The 16,970-nt window shown below is 58.3% G+C and carries 13 protein-coding genes; 6 read left to right on the forward strand and 7 right to left on the reverse strand.

Annotation, left to right across the window (positions count from 1 at the left end; genetic code table 11):
* Window positions 1-145: 145 nt before the first annotated feature.
* The gene (locus tag H8274_RS00710; RefSeq protein WP_185933563.1) at window positions 146-379 is read right to left on the reverse strand and encodes a hypothetical protein; all 234 of its coding nucleotides are present in this window, start codon (window positions 377-379) and stop codon (window positions 146-148) included.
* Between the two features lie 87 nt (window positions 380-466).
* A complete protein-coding gene (locus tag H8274_RS00715) occupies window positions 467-2,833 on the reverse strand; it encodes a glycogen/starch/alpha-glucan phosphorylase (protein WP_185933564.1) in 2,367 nt (788 codons plus the stop codon).
* Window positions 2,834-3,129: 296 nt separating this feature from the next.
* Here H8274_RS00715 and H8274_RS00720 point away from each other — a divergent pair, with 296 nt between their 5' ends.
* The 5 genes from H8274_RS00720 to H8274_RS00740 all read left to right on the forward strand — a co-directional run bounded on the left by H8274_RS00720 (window position 3,130) and on the right by H8274_RS00740 (window position 9,844).
* Window positions 3,130-4,416 (forward strand): adenylosuccinate synthase, encoded by a 1,287-nt coding sequence (locus tag H8274_RS00720; RefSeq protein WP_065414743.1) that lies wholly within the window; start codon window positions 3,130-3,132, stop codon window positions 4,414-4,416.
* Between the two features lie 288 nt (window positions 4,417-4,704).
* A complete protein-coding gene (locus H8274_RS00725) occupies window positions 4,705-6,132 on the forward strand; it encodes a thioester domain-containing protein (protein WP_185933565.1) in 1,428 nt (475 codons plus the stop codon).
* Between the two features lie 475 nt (window positions 6,133-6,607).
* The gene (locus H8274_RS00730) at window positions 6,608-7,561 is read left to right on the forward strand and encodes a phosphoribosylaminoimidazolesuccinocarboxamide synthase (RefSeq protein WP_049619731.1); all 954 of its coding nucleotides are present in this window, start codon (window positions 6,608-6,610) and stop codon (window positions 7,559-7,561) included.
* A 474-nt stretch (window positions 7,562-8,035) separates the two neighbouring features.
* Entirely contained in the window at window positions 8,036-9,370 is a 1,335-nt protein-coding gene (gene gdhA / locus H8274_RS00735) for an NADP-specific glutamate dehydrogenase (protein WP_185933566.1), read from the forward strand.
* A 93-nt stretch (window positions 9,371-9,463) separates the two neighbouring features.
* On the forward strand, window positions 9,464-9,844 hold the full coding sequence (locus tag H8274_RS00740) for a sterol carrier family protein (RefSeq protein ID WP_185933567.1): 381 nt from the start codon (window positions 9,464-9,466) through the stop codon (window positions 9,842-9,844).
* 254 nt (window positions 9,845-10,098) lie between these two features.
* Here H8274_RS00740 and H8274_RS00745 read toward each other — a convergent pair whose 3' ends face one another.
* The 5 genes from H8274_RS00745 to H8274_RS00765 form a co-directional block, all read right to left on the reverse strand.
* On the reverse strand, window positions 10,099-10,347 hold the full coding sequence (locus H8274_RS00745; protein WP_049619769.1) for a DUF3073 domain-containing protein: 249 nt from the start codon (window positions 10,345-10,347) through the stop codon (window positions 10,099-10,101).
* Between the two features lie 341 nt (window positions 10,348-10,688).
* The gene (locus tag H8274_RS00750) at window positions 10,689-11,261 is read right to left on the reverse strand and encodes a DUF3618 domain-containing protein (RefSeq protein WP_185933568.1); all 573 of its coding nucleotides are present in this window, start codon (window positions 11,259-11,261) and stop codon (window positions 10,689-10,691) included.
* Window positions 11,258-11,758, reverse strand: coding sequence for a phage holin family protein (locus H8274_RS00755; RefSeq protein WP_074661023.1), 501 nt, complete (start codon window positions 11,756-11,758; stop codon window positions 11,258-11,260). The genes H8274_RS00750 and H8274_RS00755 overlap by 4 nt, the downstream gene beginning before the upstream one ends.
* Before the next feature lie 396 nt (window positions 11,759-12,154).
* Entirely contained in the window at window positions 12,155-13,918 is a 1,764-nt protein-coding gene (locus H8274_RS00760) for a glycoside hydrolase family 13 protein (RefSeq protein WP_185933569.1), read from the reverse strand.
* Window positions 13,919-14,126: 208 nt separating this feature from the next.
* Complete coding sequence (locus tag H8274_RS00765; protein WP_185933570.1) at window positions 14,127-15,137, reverse strand: LacI family DNA-binding transcriptional regulator; 1,011 nt, start codon at window positions 15,135-15,137, stop codon at window positions 14,127-14,129.
* Window positions 15,138-15,680: 543 nt separating this feature from the next.
* On the opposite strand from H8274_RS00765, the gene H8274_RS00770 reads away from it, so the two are divergent.
* The gene (locus H8274_RS00770; protein ID WP_049619740.1) at window positions 15,681-16,928 is read left to right on the forward strand and encodes a sugar ABC transporter substrate-binding protein; all 1,248 of its coding nucleotides are present in this window, start codon (window positions 15,681-15,683) and stop codon (window positions 16,926-16,928) included.
* Window positions 16,929-16,970 lie beyond the last annotated feature (42 nt).

Genomic DNA, 16,970 nt, shown 5'->3' on the forward strand with positions numbered 1-16,970 from the left:
AAGCGGACGGCTCTACCGCGTTGGTGAGACAGGGTTCTGACGCTGTTGAGCCTGGTAGTAGCGAGGCGGTTACCGCTGGACAATAAGGTGGCTTTGGCTGCGCGAATGCGCAACCAAAGCCACCTTTATATTTACCTGTTATTTGTTATTTGCCGCTATGGAAAATCTCGTCGGTCAGCTCGCGCGTTTTTCGGACGTTTTCTTTGATCGTGGCTTGTGATGGTCCGGGTTCCCACGTCTTGAGCAACAGCAGCTCACCGGTTGCCACAATGATCGCGCCTGCTGTTACGAACCATGCTCCCGGCCCACCCAGTGCACCCAGTACGCAAAGTAAGCCAAGTACGCCAAGTACGTTAAGCGCGCCAAACACGCTGAGCACGCCAATAAAGACGAAGGTATAAGAAAGGCGGGGCCGGAAAACCGGCCCCGCCTTGTTGACGCTAGTAGCGCCTAGCCGCCACGCTAGTTAGATCTTTTCGGGAGAGACCTTCCAGATGTCCGTAGCGTATTCGCTGATTGTACGGTCGGAAGAGAAACGGCCCGAACGGCAAATGTTGATCCAGCACTTGCGCGCCCATTCCAGTTCGTCTTGGTAATCGGCGGCCATGCGGTCGCGGACTTCCCGGTAGGAAGCAAAATCGCCGAGCACATAGTATTGGTCGGCTTCTTCCCAGCTGGATCCATCGAGCAAAGAAGCCAGCAGATCGTGGAACATGCCAGTTCCGCCGTCGTCGAGCGTGCCATCCACCAGGGAATCGAGCACCCGCTTCAAACCGGGAACCGTTTCGTACTTCTCCCGTGGATCGTAGGTGCGCTTCAGTTCTGGGAGTTCTTCTTCCCGCGCCCCGAAAATGTAGGCATTTTCTTCACCTACGGCGTCTACGATTTCTACGGTTGCCCCGTCCATGGTTCCCAAAGTGAGGGCGCCGTTCATCATGAACTTCATGTTCCCGGTACCGGAAGCTTCCTTGCCGGCCGTGGAAATCTGTTCGGAAACATCCGTGGCCGGAATAATGTGTTCCGCGGGGGAAACATTGTAATTCGGCACGAACACTACCTTCATGCGGCCCTGCATTTGCGGATCAGAGTTCACCAGCCGCGCAACCTCATTGATGAACTTGATAATCGCCTTGGCGCGCTTGTAACCAGGTGCTGCCTTCGCTCCGAAAATGAAGACGCGCGGCGTTACCTGCAAGCTCGGATCGTCCTTGAGGCGGTAGTACAGATCCAGGATGTACAGCGCATTGAGCAGCTGGCGCTTGTATTCATGCAAACGCTTAATCATGGAATCGTACATGGCGTCTACCGGCACTTCGATGCCATCCCGGTTGTACAACCAGCGGGCAAACACTTCCTTGTTGGCACGCTTGATCTCCAGCAGGCGGCGGTAGATTTCCTCATTGCCGCGCTCTTCGATCGTGGCCAGCTTATCCAGATCGCTTACCCACGAATCGTTCCCGAGCACCTCGGTGAGCAATGCGGCTAGCTGCGGGTTGCAGTTATTGAGCCAGCGCCGCGGGGTAACCCCGTTCGTCTTGTTATTGAACTTTTCGGGCCAAATATCGTGCCAATCGTGCAGGGTATCGCGCACCAAAATATCCGAGTGGATCTGCGCCACGCCGTTAATGGAGAAGGAAGCGTAGCAGGCGATCCACGCCATGTGTACGCGCCCGCCATGGATCGGCGCCATATATTCGATCTTGCCCTGGTCATAGCCTGCTTCTGCCAGTTCGGCGCGGAAGCGACGGTCAATTTCTTCGCAAATCTCAAAGATTCGCGGGAACACCTGCTGGAAGATAGATACTTCCCACTGTTCCAGAGCTTCCGCCAAAACCGTGTGGTTGGTGTAGGCGAAGGTCTTTTGTACCACGGCCCACGCCTCTTCCCAGCTCATGCCGTGATCATCGAGCAGTAGGCGCATGAGTTCCGGAATTGCCAACACCGGGTGGGTGTCATTGAGCTGAATAGTGTTGTAATCCCCGAAGCCGCGCAGGTCTTCCCCGTGGGTTTCGATATAACGCTCGATCAATTCCTGCAGGGAGGCAGAAACGAAGAAGTATTGCTGGCGTACGCGCAGCACCTTGCCTTCGTAGGTGGAATCGTTCGGGTAGAGCACCCGGCACAGATCGTTCACCCGTTCGCGTTCCACAATCGCATCCGTGAAACGCTGCGAATTGAAGGCGTCGTAATCGAACTCTTCGAGCGGTTCGGCCTTCCACAGGCGCAAAGTATTCACGTTATCGGTGCCGTAGCCGGTAATCGGCATGTCATAAGGCACGGCGTTAACCGTCAAATCCGCAAAGCTCACCAGCCGTGCTTCGGCCTCACGGCGGATCACGAAGGGGTAACCGGTTTCCATCCAAGCGTCCGGTTCTTCTTCCTGGAAACCGTTCTCGAAGGTCTGCTTGAACAGGCCGTAGCGGTAGAGGATCCCGTACCCGGTAACCGGCAGGTTCAAGGTAGCCGTGGAATCGAGGAAGCAGGCGGCCAGGCGGCCCAAACCGCCATTGCCCAGTGCCGCATCCGGTTCTTCATCGAGCACATCGGTGAGATTGAGCCCGTATTCGGCGAGCGCTGCGGAAGCTTCTTCCACCAACCCGAGATTCACCAGGTTATTCAGTAGGGCCCGGCCCATCAAGAATTCTGCGGAAAAATACGAAGCGCGCGGCCCTTGCCGATACCGTTCGCGGGTTTTTTCCCAGTTATCGGCAAGTTTCGAGACCACGAGTTCGGAAAGGCCATACCAAAAATCGTGCGGGGCCGATCCGGCTGCTGAAACACCCGAAACCGATTGGGTGAACGCGCCTAGAGGTTGCGTAAGTTTAGCTGACATGTTTCTCCTCTTAAAATGGGGGAACATTATGCTCCGCGAGCCAGCTTAGCGGTTTTCTGCCGGCGGGCGGCCGGTACTGAGACCTACGAGCCTTCCATGCGAGCAGGTTCACGAAAAATAGGGGCGACGACGCCGCACATAGCGGCGAGTCCGCTATGTGATAAGAGGCGTGCCGGATGGCGAGATTGTGGGAAGAAAATCCGGTCTTTCGGTATGCTTTGACGGTAAAGTGGAACGCCTGATATGGGGTGTACCCTTTACGGCGAGGTTGAGGGAAACACCAAAGGAGAATCATCATGCCCGCAGTGGTCATTTTGGGCGTTCAATGGGGCGATGAAGGCAAGGGTAAGGCTACTGACCAGTTGGGTCAGCAAGCCGATTACGTAGTGAAATTCAACGGCGGTAATAATGCCGGGCATACGGTTACCGTCGATGGGGAGAGTTTCGCCCTGCACCTGCTTCCCTCCGGGATTCTTAACCCGCACTGCGTGTCTGTGATTGGCAACGGCGTCGTCGTCGATCCGCAGGCACTAGCCGCCGAAATGGGGGCGCTGGAAGAGCGCGGGGTAGACACCTCTAACTTGCGAGTTTCCGCGAACGCACACGTTATTACCTCCTACACGAAACGTTTCGATGGGATTAATGAAACCGCGCTCGGCGAGCGGCGCTTGGGCACCACGAAACGCGGGATTGGGCCCACGTACGCAGATAAGGCCAACCGGGTGGGTATTCGGGTGCAGGATCTATTCCACGAAAACCGTTTGCGCGAACGCGTGCAGGCAGCTGTTTCGCAAAAGAATATGGTGCTTTCCTGCATCCCCGGGGAAAAGCTGATTGATAGCGAAGCGGTGGTGCAAGAACTTTTGGGGTATGCGGAGATGCTGCGGCCGATGGTCGTGGACGCTTCGAAGTTGCTCAATGAGGCGCTGGATGCGGGTAAGACGGTGATTTTTGAGGGCGGGCAATCCACCCTGCTCGATATTGACCACGGAAACTATCCTTTCGTTACTTCCTCGAACGCAACGGCCGGCGGCGCTTGCACGGGGTCGGGGGTCGGGCCTACCCGGATTGATCGCGTGGTAGGAATCGCAAAGGCTTATGCCACGCGGGTTGGCCAGGGGCCGTTCCCCACCGAGCAGCACGGCGAATGGGGTGACTGGTTGCGTGAACGCGGGGGCGAGTTTGGTGTAACTACCGGGCGGCCGCGGCGTACCGGCTGGTTCGATGCTCCCATTGCCCGCTATGCCACGCGGGTGAACGGGCTGACGGATATGGTGCTCACCAAGCTGGACGTTTTGACCGGTTTGGAACGTATTCCGGTGTGCGTGGCTTACGAAATTAATGGTCAGCGGGTGGAAGAATTCCCGGTGGATACCTGGGATTTCGAAGAGGCTAAGCCGATTTATGAATACCATCCGGGCTGGGAGGAAGACATTTCCGGCGTGCGTGATTTTGCTAACCTGCCCGCCACCGCGCAACACTATGTGCGCTGGTTGGAGGAAATGAGTGAGTGCCGGTTCTCGCTGATTGGTGTGGGCCCGGATCGCGAGCAAACAATCGTGCTCCACGATTTGCTTTCCTAGAGTTTGCCGCGATTTCCTGCGGATACGCGGGGTTGCTTGTGGTGGCACACGCAGGTGCTACCACCGGCAACCTCGCGTATTTTGATGTGGGAGGTGTACAGTGCGACAGATTGTCGCACACTTTGTTCCACAGCCATAACTAACGCAAAAAAAATACTTACAGTTGTGGATAATGTTCATTTACCGTTTGACGGTCCCAGGTGGTGTTAGTACCTTCTTGTGTGGGCTCCGCGGGTGAGCGGAGAGAAGTGCACGAAGAAGCTCGTGCACCGAATAGGAAGGGATTAGATGAATACCTATGAGGAATCCACGCGTCGGGTGCGGATCCTCCGGGCCGTGCTGGCGCTGTTTGCTGCCGCGGCCTTGCTACTAATGTGCCTGCCGGTACAGGCACGGGCCGATGGCCTGCAAACGGGTGGGCAAAATTCGGGCGAGACCGCCGGTAACAGCCAGGCGGCCACCGCGCAAACCGCGCGCATCATCGGTTCTGAGAAACAGTATATGAATTTCTACTACCTGGACGAGGAAGGTAAATCGGGCCGGAAGACCACGGTTTTGTTCAGTGTAGAAATTGGGGGCAAGACTTACCGTGCCTACTGCTTGGAAAGCACGGTGACTACCCGTTTTGGGGAAGCTAGGGTTGGCACCTGGGAAGAATTCCCGGGTACCAATAACTTCAAGGACGATCCGCAAGTACGGGAAAAAGTAGCGTGGATTGTAGCCAATTCTTATCCGACGGTTCCGCTGGACCAGCTCGCAGAACGTATTGGTCAACCCGGCTTGACGGAAGCTGAGGCGGTTGCCGCAACTCAGGCCGCGATTTGGACGTACACGGATGGCTACTCGGCCCGCGGTTTCTCGCAGTCGGGGAATAAGCAGGGTCCGGATGCACAAGCAGGGGTGCGGCCCATGGCACTCTTGCAGTACCTCACCGGTACGGCAAATACGGGACTTTCCGAACAGCGCGTACGCGCCCCGCAGTTCCAGATCGAGGCGGGAGATGCTAGCGCGGCCGAAGCAAATCTGATCGGCCCGCTATCTGTAACCACCGACCAAACCGTTGCCCTCGAATATGCGGGGGAGGGTTCGATCGTCAACCGTGACGGCACGCCTTATGATCTGCGCCAGGTAGAAAATGGGGCCCAGCTGTATATCAAACCGGAAGGTTCCACGAGCGGAAGCGGTACCTTTACCGCGAAGGTTTCGGGGTACGACGTCGCCGGCAAACTTGTGATTATCCCGAAGGATGCCCGGCCGGAAGATCACGGGCAGACGATTATTTTGATGGAATCGCAGCCGGCAACCCGGGCGGTGCAGGCGCCGTTCAACTGGGAGAAGACGGCAGCTCCGCCCGTGCCGGGTAACGGCGAGGAAGTTACGTCCCGCGGGCAAATTCCGCCGGCCGAAGATAACGGGGAAACGGCAACTCCTCCGGTAACGACGCCGAGCACCACGGATACGGAAACCCCGGGCGCGGAGGATAAGGGCACGGAAGCACCGGGCGCCGAAAAGCCGGGCACCGAAAAGCCTGCGGCCGAAAAGCCAGCCGCGGAAAAGGCGGCTGGCGAAAAACCGGGCGCGGAAAAGCCGGCCGCGCAGACGCCAGCGAAGAAACTGATCCAGACCGGGCCGCAAACGCTCACCTTTATCGCGGGAGCAATCGTATTGCTATGCATGGGTGCGAGCGTCATGCTGTGGCGCCGCGAAAAGAAGTAGGCCTACGCGGGCTGAAGCTGGGCCGAAAGCAGGCCGCGGGGCTGAAGGTAGGTCTATGTTGCCGCAGCTGGGCCGGAAGGCAGGCCACGGGGCTAAAGGTAGGTCTACGCGGCTGCGGCGGCAGCTGAAATAGGAACGGCTGTGCAAGTGGCTGGCGGGGAAAAGTATTCCACGCCGGCCACTTCTTTTTGCCAGTAATCGTTAAGCTGCTTTGCGGGGAATCATTGGGCGTGAATTTGTGCGGCCGAATTGCGGCCGGGCGTACCCATTAATCCACCATGTGAACCGTGGTAGCTTTAGATAGTGACACAGCTCGGAAACGAAACGAGCAATATCCTCCGATTCGCTGGAGTGCTAAAAATACCCCGCGAAGGGAATGTATAAAGCATTCCGGCTCGGAATGCTGATACGTCGCGCCGGAGGATCCTTGCCCGCGGAATGCGAGCTAGGTAGATACGTTCGGGAGGTGGAAATAATGGCCGCTGTTCCAAGTTTCGGCGTGAATACCACAGGGTCACTGGGCGCGATTTTGCCTGGGTGGACGAAACTTTTTTCCGGAAAAATCCGCGATATTTATCGGCCTGCTTCCTCAGGCCCGTATGCCGGTTCCGATGTTTATTTGATTGTGGCAACGGACCGGATAGCCGCCTTCGACCGCGTGATTCCCACGAAAATTCCCGGTAAAGGCAAAATCCTCACGCAGCTTTCGCTGTGGTGGTTCGAAAAAACTGCCGATATTGTTCCCAACCATGTGATCGCGGCAGATAACTCCCCGGGAATTGAAGACCGCGGGATGCTAGTGCGCGGCTTGCAAATGGAACCGTACGAAATTCAAGTGCGCGGCTATGTTTCTGACCGCGTATTGGGCGAATACACCCGCTATGGCACGATCGATCTGAACCCGGTCCCGCCCGGCTTACGTTCCGGAGACCCTTTTGCAACGCCCATTATTGGGGTTCATCTGAAAGGGCCGCTCGGGGAGCGGGACACGCCGATTCCTTGGGATAGTTTCCAGGAACGTGTGGGGAGCAAGTGTGCGGAGCAGATCGAAAGAATAGCGCTGGCCTTGTATGAGCGCGGCCATGATATTGCGGCTTCGCGCGGGCTAATCCTGGCAGACGCCAAATTCGAATTTGGGCGCAATGCGGATGCTGGGAGCGACAAACTTGTGTTTGCCGATGAAGCTTTCACTCCCGATTCAGCCCACTACTGGTTGCGGGAAGATTATGAGCGGCTCCGCCAGAACGGCGAAGTGTTGCGATCCTACGATAAAGAAGTGGTGGGGAAGTGGCTGGCTAGCCCGCAGTCTGGCTGGAACGTGCGTTCGGGTACCCAACCGCCACCAATCCCGGCGGATGTGGTGGCCGATACCTTCGCGCGCTATGCGCGGGTATATCAAATGCTTACCGGCACCCCTTGGTCCCGGTAAAAGCAGCGCGCTTTGGTCCCGGTAAAAGCGGTGCGCTGGGCTCAAAGCAGTGCGCTGGGCTCAAAGCGAGACGGGTAGACGGCGGCGCGAACAGGTAGCGTGGTTGGGAACCGGCGAGCGTGGGTGGGAACCGGTGCGCGTGCCCGTGAATTCTTACGCAATGGAAAAGGTCAGGTAGGCTTTCACTAGCTTCAAAAGCGCGGCAAAATCCGCGTCTGTACATAATCTGTGAGCCGTGGTGGAAACCCCGGGAAAATACATGCTGGATAAAGCTAGGAAAACCAGGGGTTAAGTAAACCTAGAACTTACCGGCCGGAAAGGGAGTGGAGGAATAATTCGTGCTTTTGCTGAGCGCGGGCAGGCGTCCGAGTTTCGAGATTTGCCGGGGGTCGGGCGGCTACGCCGCGGTAGTATCACGCAGTCGGAACGCGTTAGAAGGACGCGGCCGTGGAAACCAACGGAAGGGAAATGCTGATGAAAGATAGCGTCCGTCAGGTCTACGAATCGATTGTCAAGGACAATCCGGGAGAACCGGAGTTCCACCAGGCAGTCGAGGAATTTATTGAAAGTATTGAGCCGGTTCTCGCCGCGCGCCCCGAGTACCGCGAATATGAAATTTTGCGGCGAATTGTGGAGCCGGAACGCACGATTATGTTCCGCGTTCCCTGGGTGGACGACGCCGGGAAGATCCAAGTGAATCGTGGCTACCGCGTGGAATTCAACTCCGCGCTGGGCCCGTACAAGGGTGGCTTGCGTTTCCACCCTTCCGTGAACCTTTCTATTTTGAAGTTCCTTGGGTTCGAGCAGATTTTCAAGAATGCGCTCACGCGCCAGCACATTGGTGGTGGCAAGGGCGGATCGAATTTCGATCCGAAGGGCAAATCCGATAACGAAGTGATGCGTTTCTGCCAGTCCTTCATGACGGAACTGTACCGCCATATTGGGGCGGATACGGATGTGCCGGCCGGTGATATTGGGGTTGGCGGCCGCGAAATCGGTTACCTGTTTGGCCAGTATCGGCGTCTTACTAACCGGTTCGAGGCCGGCGTGCTCACCGGGAAGGGAATCAGCTATGGCGGTTCTCTGGCCCGCACGGAAGCAACCGGGTACGGGGCGGTCTATTTCGCGCAATCCATGCTGGAAGACCGCGGCGAATCTCTGGAAGGTAAGCGGATAGCCGTTTCTGGTTCCGGAAATGTGGCCCTGTATGCGATCCAGAAGGCGCAGCAGTTGGGTGCCACCGTGGTTACCGCTTCGGATTCGAATGGCACGGTTTATGAACCGAGCGGGATCGATTTTGAACTGCTCCAAGACATCAAGGAAAACAAGCGCGGCCGGGTGGCTGACTATGCGGCGCAGCGCGGAGCAGAATATCGGGAAGGGGCACGCCCCTGGGATGTGCCGGTAGATATTGCCATGCCCTGTGCCACCCAGAACGAACTCGCGGAAGAAGCCGCAACCACGCTGATCAAGAATGGCGTGCAGGCGGTGGTGGAAGGTGCAAATATGCCCACCACGCTGGCCGCTACCCACATGTTCCAGGATGCGGGCGTACAGTTCGCGCCGGGCAAGGCCGCAAACGCGGGCGGGGTTGCTACTTCCGCACTGGAAATGCAACAGAACTCGGCGCGGCAATCGTGGGAGTTCGACGCCGTAGATGCTCGGCTCCATGCGATCATGGATGATATTCACGCTTCGGCTTTGGCAGTCGCGGATCGCTACGGGCATCCGGGCAACTACGTGGTAGGTGCCAACGCTGCCGGCTTCGAAGCCGTGGCAGACGCGATGATCGTCCAGGGCGTTATCTAAAACCTGCCCTAACCATGGCTCGCGGGGCCGGGAAGCTCACCGCTTCCCGGCCCCGCCGGCATATAAACACGCTAGCCGCCTAGAATATGTGGCATGGCTTCTCAACGCGCGCATAAACCACGGAAAATTGATGCGGCTACCGGCACGGCTATTTTGCGGCAGGCGGCCGCGGGCGAGGAATTAACAGCTTCTGCTCGCCGCACGGCAGTGCGTTTTGCACTGGAAGAAATCGCGGCTCTGCATCCCGGTAAATCGGTAGAAATTCGCGTGCCCTACGCGGGAGCCGTGCAAGCTATTGCGGGCCCGGCGCACCGCCGCGGCACCCCACCAAATGTGGTGGAAATAGATGCCGACACTTTTATTGCGCTCGCGATTGGCACCCAAAACTGGGAGGAAGCCAAAGCTGCCGGCAAAATCGACGCTTCTGGCATTCGCGCAGATCTTTCCCCGTACCTGCCACTTTTCCGGCTCTAGCCGGCTGAGTGCCGTCCCGGCGCTGCTCAGGCGCGTGCCGCGCGGGTACCAGGCGCCGAAAACCTGCAAGCGCCGGACTGGTCTACTCCTGGGATGCTAGCCGGCTGAGTGCCGCCCGGGCGTTACCCAGGCGCGTGCCGCGCGCGGAGACTACCGAGCTGCGCACCGCGTGCCGCCCACGGGTACGAGAAAGGGGACCCGGTAGGGTCCCCAAAATAACGCCGGGAGCTTAGCGCTCCAGATCAGGTGCGGGATTACCGGCTCTTCTGATCCTTCGAGTCGTCTTCGGCGTCCTCGTATTTATCCGCCCAAGGATCATATTCCGCGTAGTCGTCGTAATACGCCGCGTACGGATCGCTATCCTCCTGGGTCTGCTCGGTATTCGAAGCCCCGCTCTGCTGACGTAACTCACGCTCGAGCGCCGCGTAATCGGTGTCTGGCGTGTAGTACTTGAGATTTCGGGCTACCTTACGCTGCTTAGCCTTCTGACGGCCGCGCCCCATTGGCTCGACCCCCTTCATCTCACTGGGGGCGAGAATCGCCCCGCGTTTACTCTTTCGTGACCTTATCCTAGCGTCCACTATCGGATCGGACCATAAATCATGACGTATATCTATGTGAGCCAAAGGTGAACGCAAATATCTACTTTACACTCGTAGCATTGCTAATGCGAAACCGACAGGCCAGCCTATCGCCGGCCCCGGTCAAACCGCGGATGGGACGTAAACATGCCTCTCCCGCATCCGCGAGCTACCAGCCGCACGCATCGTTACCGCTACCGGTCTCGCCGCAGCAAAGCCTTAGCGGCGCCGGAGCAAAGCCTTAGCGGCGCCGCAGCAAAGCCTTATCGGCGCCGCAGCAAAGTTAGTGCGCCCAAAGCAGCTACGCCCAGGCCTGCAACCACGGCCAGCGCCGTCGGCTCCCCGCGCTTTACGTCGTTGACCAGGCGCTCCGCTTCCGCTTGTAGTGGGTTCGGAGTGGCGGCATTTTCCGTGGTGAACTCGCCGGTTTCCCAATCAAAAGCGTAGGCCTTGGTTTCCCTATCGCCGTCCAAACCCAGATCACCAGCCAGTTCTTCGACCTTGCCGCGCAGTTCCGAAGTTTTTTCCTGGGCGGCCTGCCGCCAAGCGGTGGTTTTTTCCTTGGCGGCGTTGCTCAAATCGGCCGCCTTCTGCTTGGCAGCCTGGCTCAAATCTGCCGCCTTCGAAATGGTGGAAACTGCCAGCCCGCTTGCCTTGCCCCGCGCGTCGTTGGCGAACTGGGAAATGGAAGCTTGGGCGGCGCCTTTGGCTTGGCGCAAGTTTTCCCGCGGGTCTAGCCGGTTCACCAGTTCATTCACGGTGTTTTCGAGCTCGACGCGGGTGCGTGCCAAATCCTGTTCGATCTCTTCCGGGGAACGATTGTCCTGCGTGCTCACTTGGAAATTCCCTTCTTGATAGCATCCACGTCCTTGGCAACTCCGCCCACGGGATTCGCCTTATACTTGCCTGATTTCTTGAACTTGACGAAGCCTATTGCCGCCAAAATCGCGACTATAACGAGCAGAATACCTGCCGTAATGAAGAATCCGGCCCACCAATTATTGCCGCACAGTGCCGCGAAAAGCGCGGACAGCCCGAGGAGTACGAAAAGCAGCAGGTACAGTGCCAACACTCCGGCGCCGGCGAGCAGCACCCCCGCAATACCCAAGTTCTTGACCTTGTGCGTCAACGCTTTCTTCGTGTAGGTCATTTCGTCGCGCACCAGGGAGGAAAGCTGCGCCGTCATCGCCGCTACAAGTTCTCCGATGGTGCGGCGTTGTTCGCCCGCAACTTCCTCGCGCGCTTGGGCGCTGCTGGTTGTGGTGTAGCGAATTCCCGCGCTGGATTCTTCCCCGGAAACGTTGTGCGCTCCGGTACTTTCTGTGTTACTCACTTACTTTCCCCTCACTAGCCCAATATGGCGCTAGTTAAAAATTCTAGGCTTTCCCGCGCTGAAACTCGACGTCCGGAGCTAAATCGCATCCGCCCCGAACTGCGCCCGAGCCGTTTTCCGCGCGGCTCGAAACTTCCCTCCTCAGCATATCTTCCACCGCCGGGTGTACAGCTGCCGTTCCGAGTTTTGTTCCTTTGGGAGGCAGGGTGGCGTTTCTTTAGGAGGCTGATGGAAGGCTGATGGAAGGCCGATGGAAGGCCGATGGGAGGCTAACGGGGGCCGACGCCGAAGCACGCCGGCCAGAACCCTTCCTGGCGCCCAGGTGGATTCCGGCCGGCCGCTACCTAATTCCTAGAGCTAGCGATATGGCTAGCAGCTGCGCATTAGCTATATCTACTAGTCACGAGCGCGGATGAACCACGCCGTGGTATCGGCAGGGATTTGCGCACTGGCAGCTTCGGCGAGCGGTTGCGAGCTGAGCACCAAGGTCCACTCTTCCCCGGGGAAGGGGATGGGTGTATCGAAAGCGGTGATGGCAAGCAGGTCTGGCCGGGCGGCCGCGGCCTGCCCGGCGCGGTTGCAGAAGGCAATGCCGGCCGGCGCGTACTGCTCCGAGCAGTCTGCCAGGCTGCCGCTTCCCAGTTCCCATTCCTTCCGCAAGGCAAGCAGGCGGCGGAAGAATGGCAGGCCGGTAGCGGCGCTGGGCACGGCAGTAAGGCCGGCAACTTCCTGGGCGTCTACCGTGTAGCGCTCCCATTCGGCGGGCTGTGGAAGCCAGGTTTCCCCACTGGCGGAGAAACCGAAGCCGGGCTGGTCAGAGTTCCAGGGCAGAGGTACGCGGCAGCCATCGCGGCCGGCTTCTTCTCCACCGGTGCGGAAGAATGCCGGGTCTTCGCGCACTTCGGCCGGCAGGGCCGTATGTTCGGGAAGTTCGCGTTCTTCCCCCTGGTAGATGTAGTACGAGCCGGGAAGCATGGCGGTGAGCAAATGCCAGGCGCGGGCGCGGCGGGCGCCAAGTTCCACATCCGGTTGCGGATCGGTGGCCGCAATCCCGTTGGGGCCCTTGCCGGTTTCGGCAAGCCCGAGCCGGGTAGTGGCCCGCACGGTGTCGTGATTGGAAAGTACCCACGTGGTAGGTGCGCCTACCGAATCTGCGGTGCGGAAGGATTCTTCCACTACGCGGCGCAGTTCTGCCGGGTCCCAACGAGCAGCCAAATAAATGAAATTGAAGGCCTGCTGCATTTCATCATGGCGAATATACCGGGAAAGGCGCTCTTCATCGCCCACCCAAGCTTCCGCCACGAGCATCCGGTCCCGCCCGTATTCATCGAGTACAGACCGCCATTCGCGGTAAATATCGTGCACGCCATCTTGATCGAACATGGGCGGATTGCCGGCGTCGCCACCGGCGTCGAAACTACTTTCTTCCCCTTCGACCATCCGCACCCGGGTTTCCCAATCGGGGAGGGCCGGGTCTTTTACAAGCCCGTGGGCTACGTCTACCCGGAAACCATCGACGCCGCGATCGAGCCAGAACCGCAAAGTGTCGCGGAACTCGGCGTGAATAGCAGGGTGTTCCCAGTTGACGTCGGGCTGGCCGGGATCGAACAGGTGCAGGTAGAACTGTTCATCGTTTTCTGCCGGGGTGCCTTTCACCCACGGAATGTCTTTGACCTGGCTCCACGCCGGCCCGCCGAATACGGAAATCCAATCCGTGGGAGGCTCGGTACCGTCCGCGCCGCGGCCTTCGCGGAACCAGAACATTTCCCGTTCGGGCGAACCCGGCCCGGCAGCAATCGCCTTGCGGAAAAGTTCGTGTTCCCACGAGGTGTGGTTCGGAACGATATCCACAATTACTTTGAGGCCGTGCGAATGGGCGGTATCGATCAGGTTTTGGGCGTCTTCCAGCGTGCCAAAAAGCGGGTCTACCTGGCGGTAATCGGAGACGTCATAACCGGCGTCGCGTTGCGGGGACTTGTAAAAAGGCGAAAGCCAAATAGCGTCGACGCCGAGGCTAGCGATATAAGCAAGTTTGCTAGTAATTCCCGGTAGGTCGCCCATGGCGCCGCGGGAGGAGGCGAAGGAACGCGGATACACCTGGTAAACAACGGCGTCTTGCCACCATTGTGTACGCGGGCGCGCGGAATGAAGCTCTTGCATTTTACTCCTTTGTGAATGAGAAGCTTTCTGATTCTGAGATGAGGATTCTTCTCAGAGTGCGGAAGCGAATGCCGGCCCTGACCACGCCGCCAGTTCAACTTTGCCTCCCTCAGATTACCAATTTCAGATCAAGGTGCGGAACTGCGCTATCACGGCAGGCTAGGGCCCGTCCATGCACGGCCGCGCCCGTCCGCGCCCGGCCATGCTCCTAAATGCTGGTGCAAGGCGCGGTGGAGCCGCGCACGATCAGTTCGGCGTTGAATTGCATGGGGTTGGGGTCTACTTCTTTGCCGCTGATTTCGGCTACCAGGGTGTTTACGGCGTAGCGGGCGATGGAACGCACGGGTTGGCGCAGCGTGGTGAGCGGGGGATTGGTGACGGCCATGAGCCGCGAATCGTCGAAGCCGACCACGGAAAGATCTTCCGGTACGGAAAGGCCGGCCGTGCGGGCCGCGTGGGCCGCGCCCAAAGCCATCAAATCCGAACCGCACAGCATGGCCGTATAGCCGCGTTCCAGCAAAGAATTTGCCGCCGAAATCCCGCCTTCGAAAGTAAAGAAGGTATTGATTACGCGGGGAGTGGCTTGCGGGGCAAACTTTGCCATTGCCTTCCGGTAACCCTGTTCTTTGCGCCGGGAGGGAATGAAGCGTGCCGGGCCCATTACCAGCCCGATCTTGGTGTGGCCCAAGCCGGAAAGATATTCGACGGCTTGGAACATTGCATCGGCGTCGTTCGTAGAAACATCGGGCGCATTAATGTGCGGGTTGGCGCCATTGATCGTGACGAACGGAGTATCTCCGCGCAAACGCTCATAGCGGCCAGGATCGGCTTCCGTATCCGCATGCAAACCGGAAACGAAAATGATCCCGGAAACTTTTTGCCGCCGCAAAATCGCCACGTACTCATCTTCCGTGGTCCCGCCCGCATATTGTGTACACAGCACCGGCACGAAACCTTCCCCAATCATGGCCGCCTCAATTTCTTGGGCGAGGGCGGGGAAAACCGGGTTGGTAAGTTCCGGAACTAGCAGGCCAATGAGCCCGCGTGTGGTGCGGGTCAAACTTTCGGGCCGTTCGTAGCCGAGCAGGTCGATCGCGGTAAGTACGCGCGCCTCAGTTTCCGGCGAAACCGGGCCGGAATCGTTGAGGACGCGGGAAACTGTAGCGATGGAAACATTGGCCTGCGCGGCAATGTCCACCAATCTGATCTTTTTTCTCATCTAGTTCGTCTTTACCTTTTGACTCCGGATACTTAACTCCGGATGCGCCTGCGGTACGTGTTTCTGGGGTGCCGAAAATCGCGTTGCGGATTTTCCGTACCCGCGGATTTGCCGTGACTGCGGATTTTCCGTGCTGGCGGGATTCTCCGTGCCGGCGAATTTTCCGAACCTGCGGGATTTCGTGTTGCCGGAACTGCGTGTGCGCAACACTGGCAGTGCCGCGCGGCGCGATAGCCACACTGGTACCGTCTTCTGTAAAGTTTATGAAAAAGAGGCGGCTTTGCAAGTGGTGTCCATAATTCTCGACGCCGAAAAAGCAAGGTCACGGCGAAAATTCCGCCGAAAGAACCGGGAAGTGTTACTGAAAACTAGCTGGCCCGCGCCTACTTCACAGGCAAAATGTAACGCTTCCATAACAATCGTGAAACGCCGCTGAAAAAAGCTGAAAATCGCTTGTAAAATTTTGGGGAGGGATCTAGTCTCACTCTTAGCAAGTACCGTAAAGAGGCGGTGCGATGCGTGCGCGATTCGAGGAGGAAAACCATGCGCAAGAGCATTTTCGTGGCGGCTGCCAGCGCAGTGGCACTCATGCTGAGTGCTTGCGGAGGCGGTTCTAGCACTAATTCCACGGCGAAAACTAGCGAAGCACCAGCGGCCAGCCAGTCCGCTGCATCTACCGGCGTCACCCTTACAGTGTGGTCGGATTCGAACCGCGAAGCGGCTCTCAAAGATGCCGCGGCTAAGTTTGAGGCACAAACCGGTAACCACGTAGATGTTGTGGTCCGCGAATTTGGCGATATTCGTGCCGATTTCTCCACCCAAGTTTCCAACGGGGAAGGCCCGGATATTACGGTAGGTGCCAATGATTGGCTGGGTGAATTTGCGGCCAATGGTTTGGTTTCCCCGATCGAACTGGGCGATAAGCAAGACCAGTTCGATGCCACCGCCGTCAAGGCTTTCACCTACAACGGCCAAACCTACGGCGTGCCCTACGCCATCGAAAACGTAGCGATTATCCGCAACAAGGCACTAGCCGATTCCACGCCGGAAAAGTTTGAAGACATGATCGCCAAGGGCAAGGCGGCCGGCACCAAGTACCCCTTCGTTGTGCAGACCACCGATAAGGGCGATCCTTACACCTATTACGCCCTGCAGGCTTCCTTCGGCTCTTCGGTGTTTGCCACCGGGGACAAGGGCGAACTCACCTCCGATCTGACCCTGGGTGATGCCAAGGGCGAAGCTTTTGCGAAGTGGCTCGGCGAACAGGGCAAGGCCGGCGTGTTTGAAACGGCCATGACGTACGACGTCGCCGTGGATGCTTTCAAGACGGGGCAAGCTCCCTACATCCTGGGTGGCCCGTGGATGGTCAAGGACTTCAAGGATGCCGGAATTGATATTTCGGTAGACCCGGTACCTTCGGCCGGCGGCGAGAAGGCCGTACCGTTCGTGGGCGTGCAGGGCTTCTACGTTTCTTCGGCTTCGAAGAACCAGATCGTGGCAAACCAGTTCCTCACCGAATACATGGCCACCGAAGAAGCCCAGCTCGCTATTTATAAGGCGGGCGACCGCTTGCCGGCACTCACCTCGGCGGCGAAGAAGGCTGCGGAAGATCCGGCCACCGCTGGTTTCGCGAAGGCCGCGGAAGGCGCCCAGTTCATGCCGAACATTCCGGCAATGAACTCGGTGTGGACGCCGTGGGGCGTGGCGGAAGCCAAGATTATTGACGGTGCTGATCCGGTTTCTACCTGGCAGTCCATGGTCTCCGAAGTCCAAGCCTCCATCGCTAAGTAGTAGCTAGCGCGATGGCACACCATCAGGGGCGCGGCGCGGCCT

It is taken from the genome of Actinobaculum suis (assembly GCF_900618115.1).
Lineage (GTDB): Bacteria > Actinomycetota > Actinomycetes > Actinomycetales > Actinomycetaceae > Actinobaculum > Actinobaculum suis.

Coding starts and splice junctions, on each gene's coding strand:
- H8274_RS00715 (WP_185933564.1), bottom strand. CDS start 2,833: ATGTCAGCTAAACTTACGCAACCTCTAGGCGCGTTCACCCAATCGGTT.
- H8274_RS00770 (WP_049619740.1), top strand. CDS start 15,681: ATGCGCAAGAGCATTTTCGTGGCGGCTGCCAGCGCAGTGGCACTCATG.
- H8274_RS00725 (WP_185933565.1), top strand. CDS start 4,705: ATGAATACCTATGAGGAATCCACGCGTCGGGTGCGGATCCTCCGGGCC.
- H8274_RS00765 (WP_185933570.1), bottom strand. CDS start 15,137: ATGAGAAAAAAGATCAGATTGGTGGACATTGCCGCGCAGGCCAATGTT.
- H8274_RS00730 (WP_049619731.1), top strand. CDS start 6,608: ATGGCCGCTGTTCCAAGTTTCGGCGTGAATACCACAGGGTCACTGGGC.
- gdhA (WP_185933566.1), top strand. CDS start 8,036: ATGAAAGATAGCGTCCGTCAGGTCTACGAATCGATTGTCAAGGACAAT.
- H8274_RS00760 (WP_185933569.1), bottom strand. CDS start 13,918: ATGCAAGAGCTTCATTCCGCGCGCCCGCGTACACAATGGTGGCAAGAC.
- H8274_RS00745 (WP_049619769.1), bottom strand. CDS start 10,347: ATGGGGCGCGGCCGTCAGAAGGCTAAGCAGCGTAAGGTAGCCCGAAAT.
- H8274_RS00740 (WP_185933567.1), top strand. CDS start 9,464: ATGGCTTCTCAACGCGCGCATAAACCACGGAAAATTGATGCGGCTACC.
- H8274_RS00720 (WP_065414743.1), top strand. CDS start 3,130: ATGCCCGCAGTGGTCATTTTGGGCGTTCAATGGGGCGATGAAGGCAAG.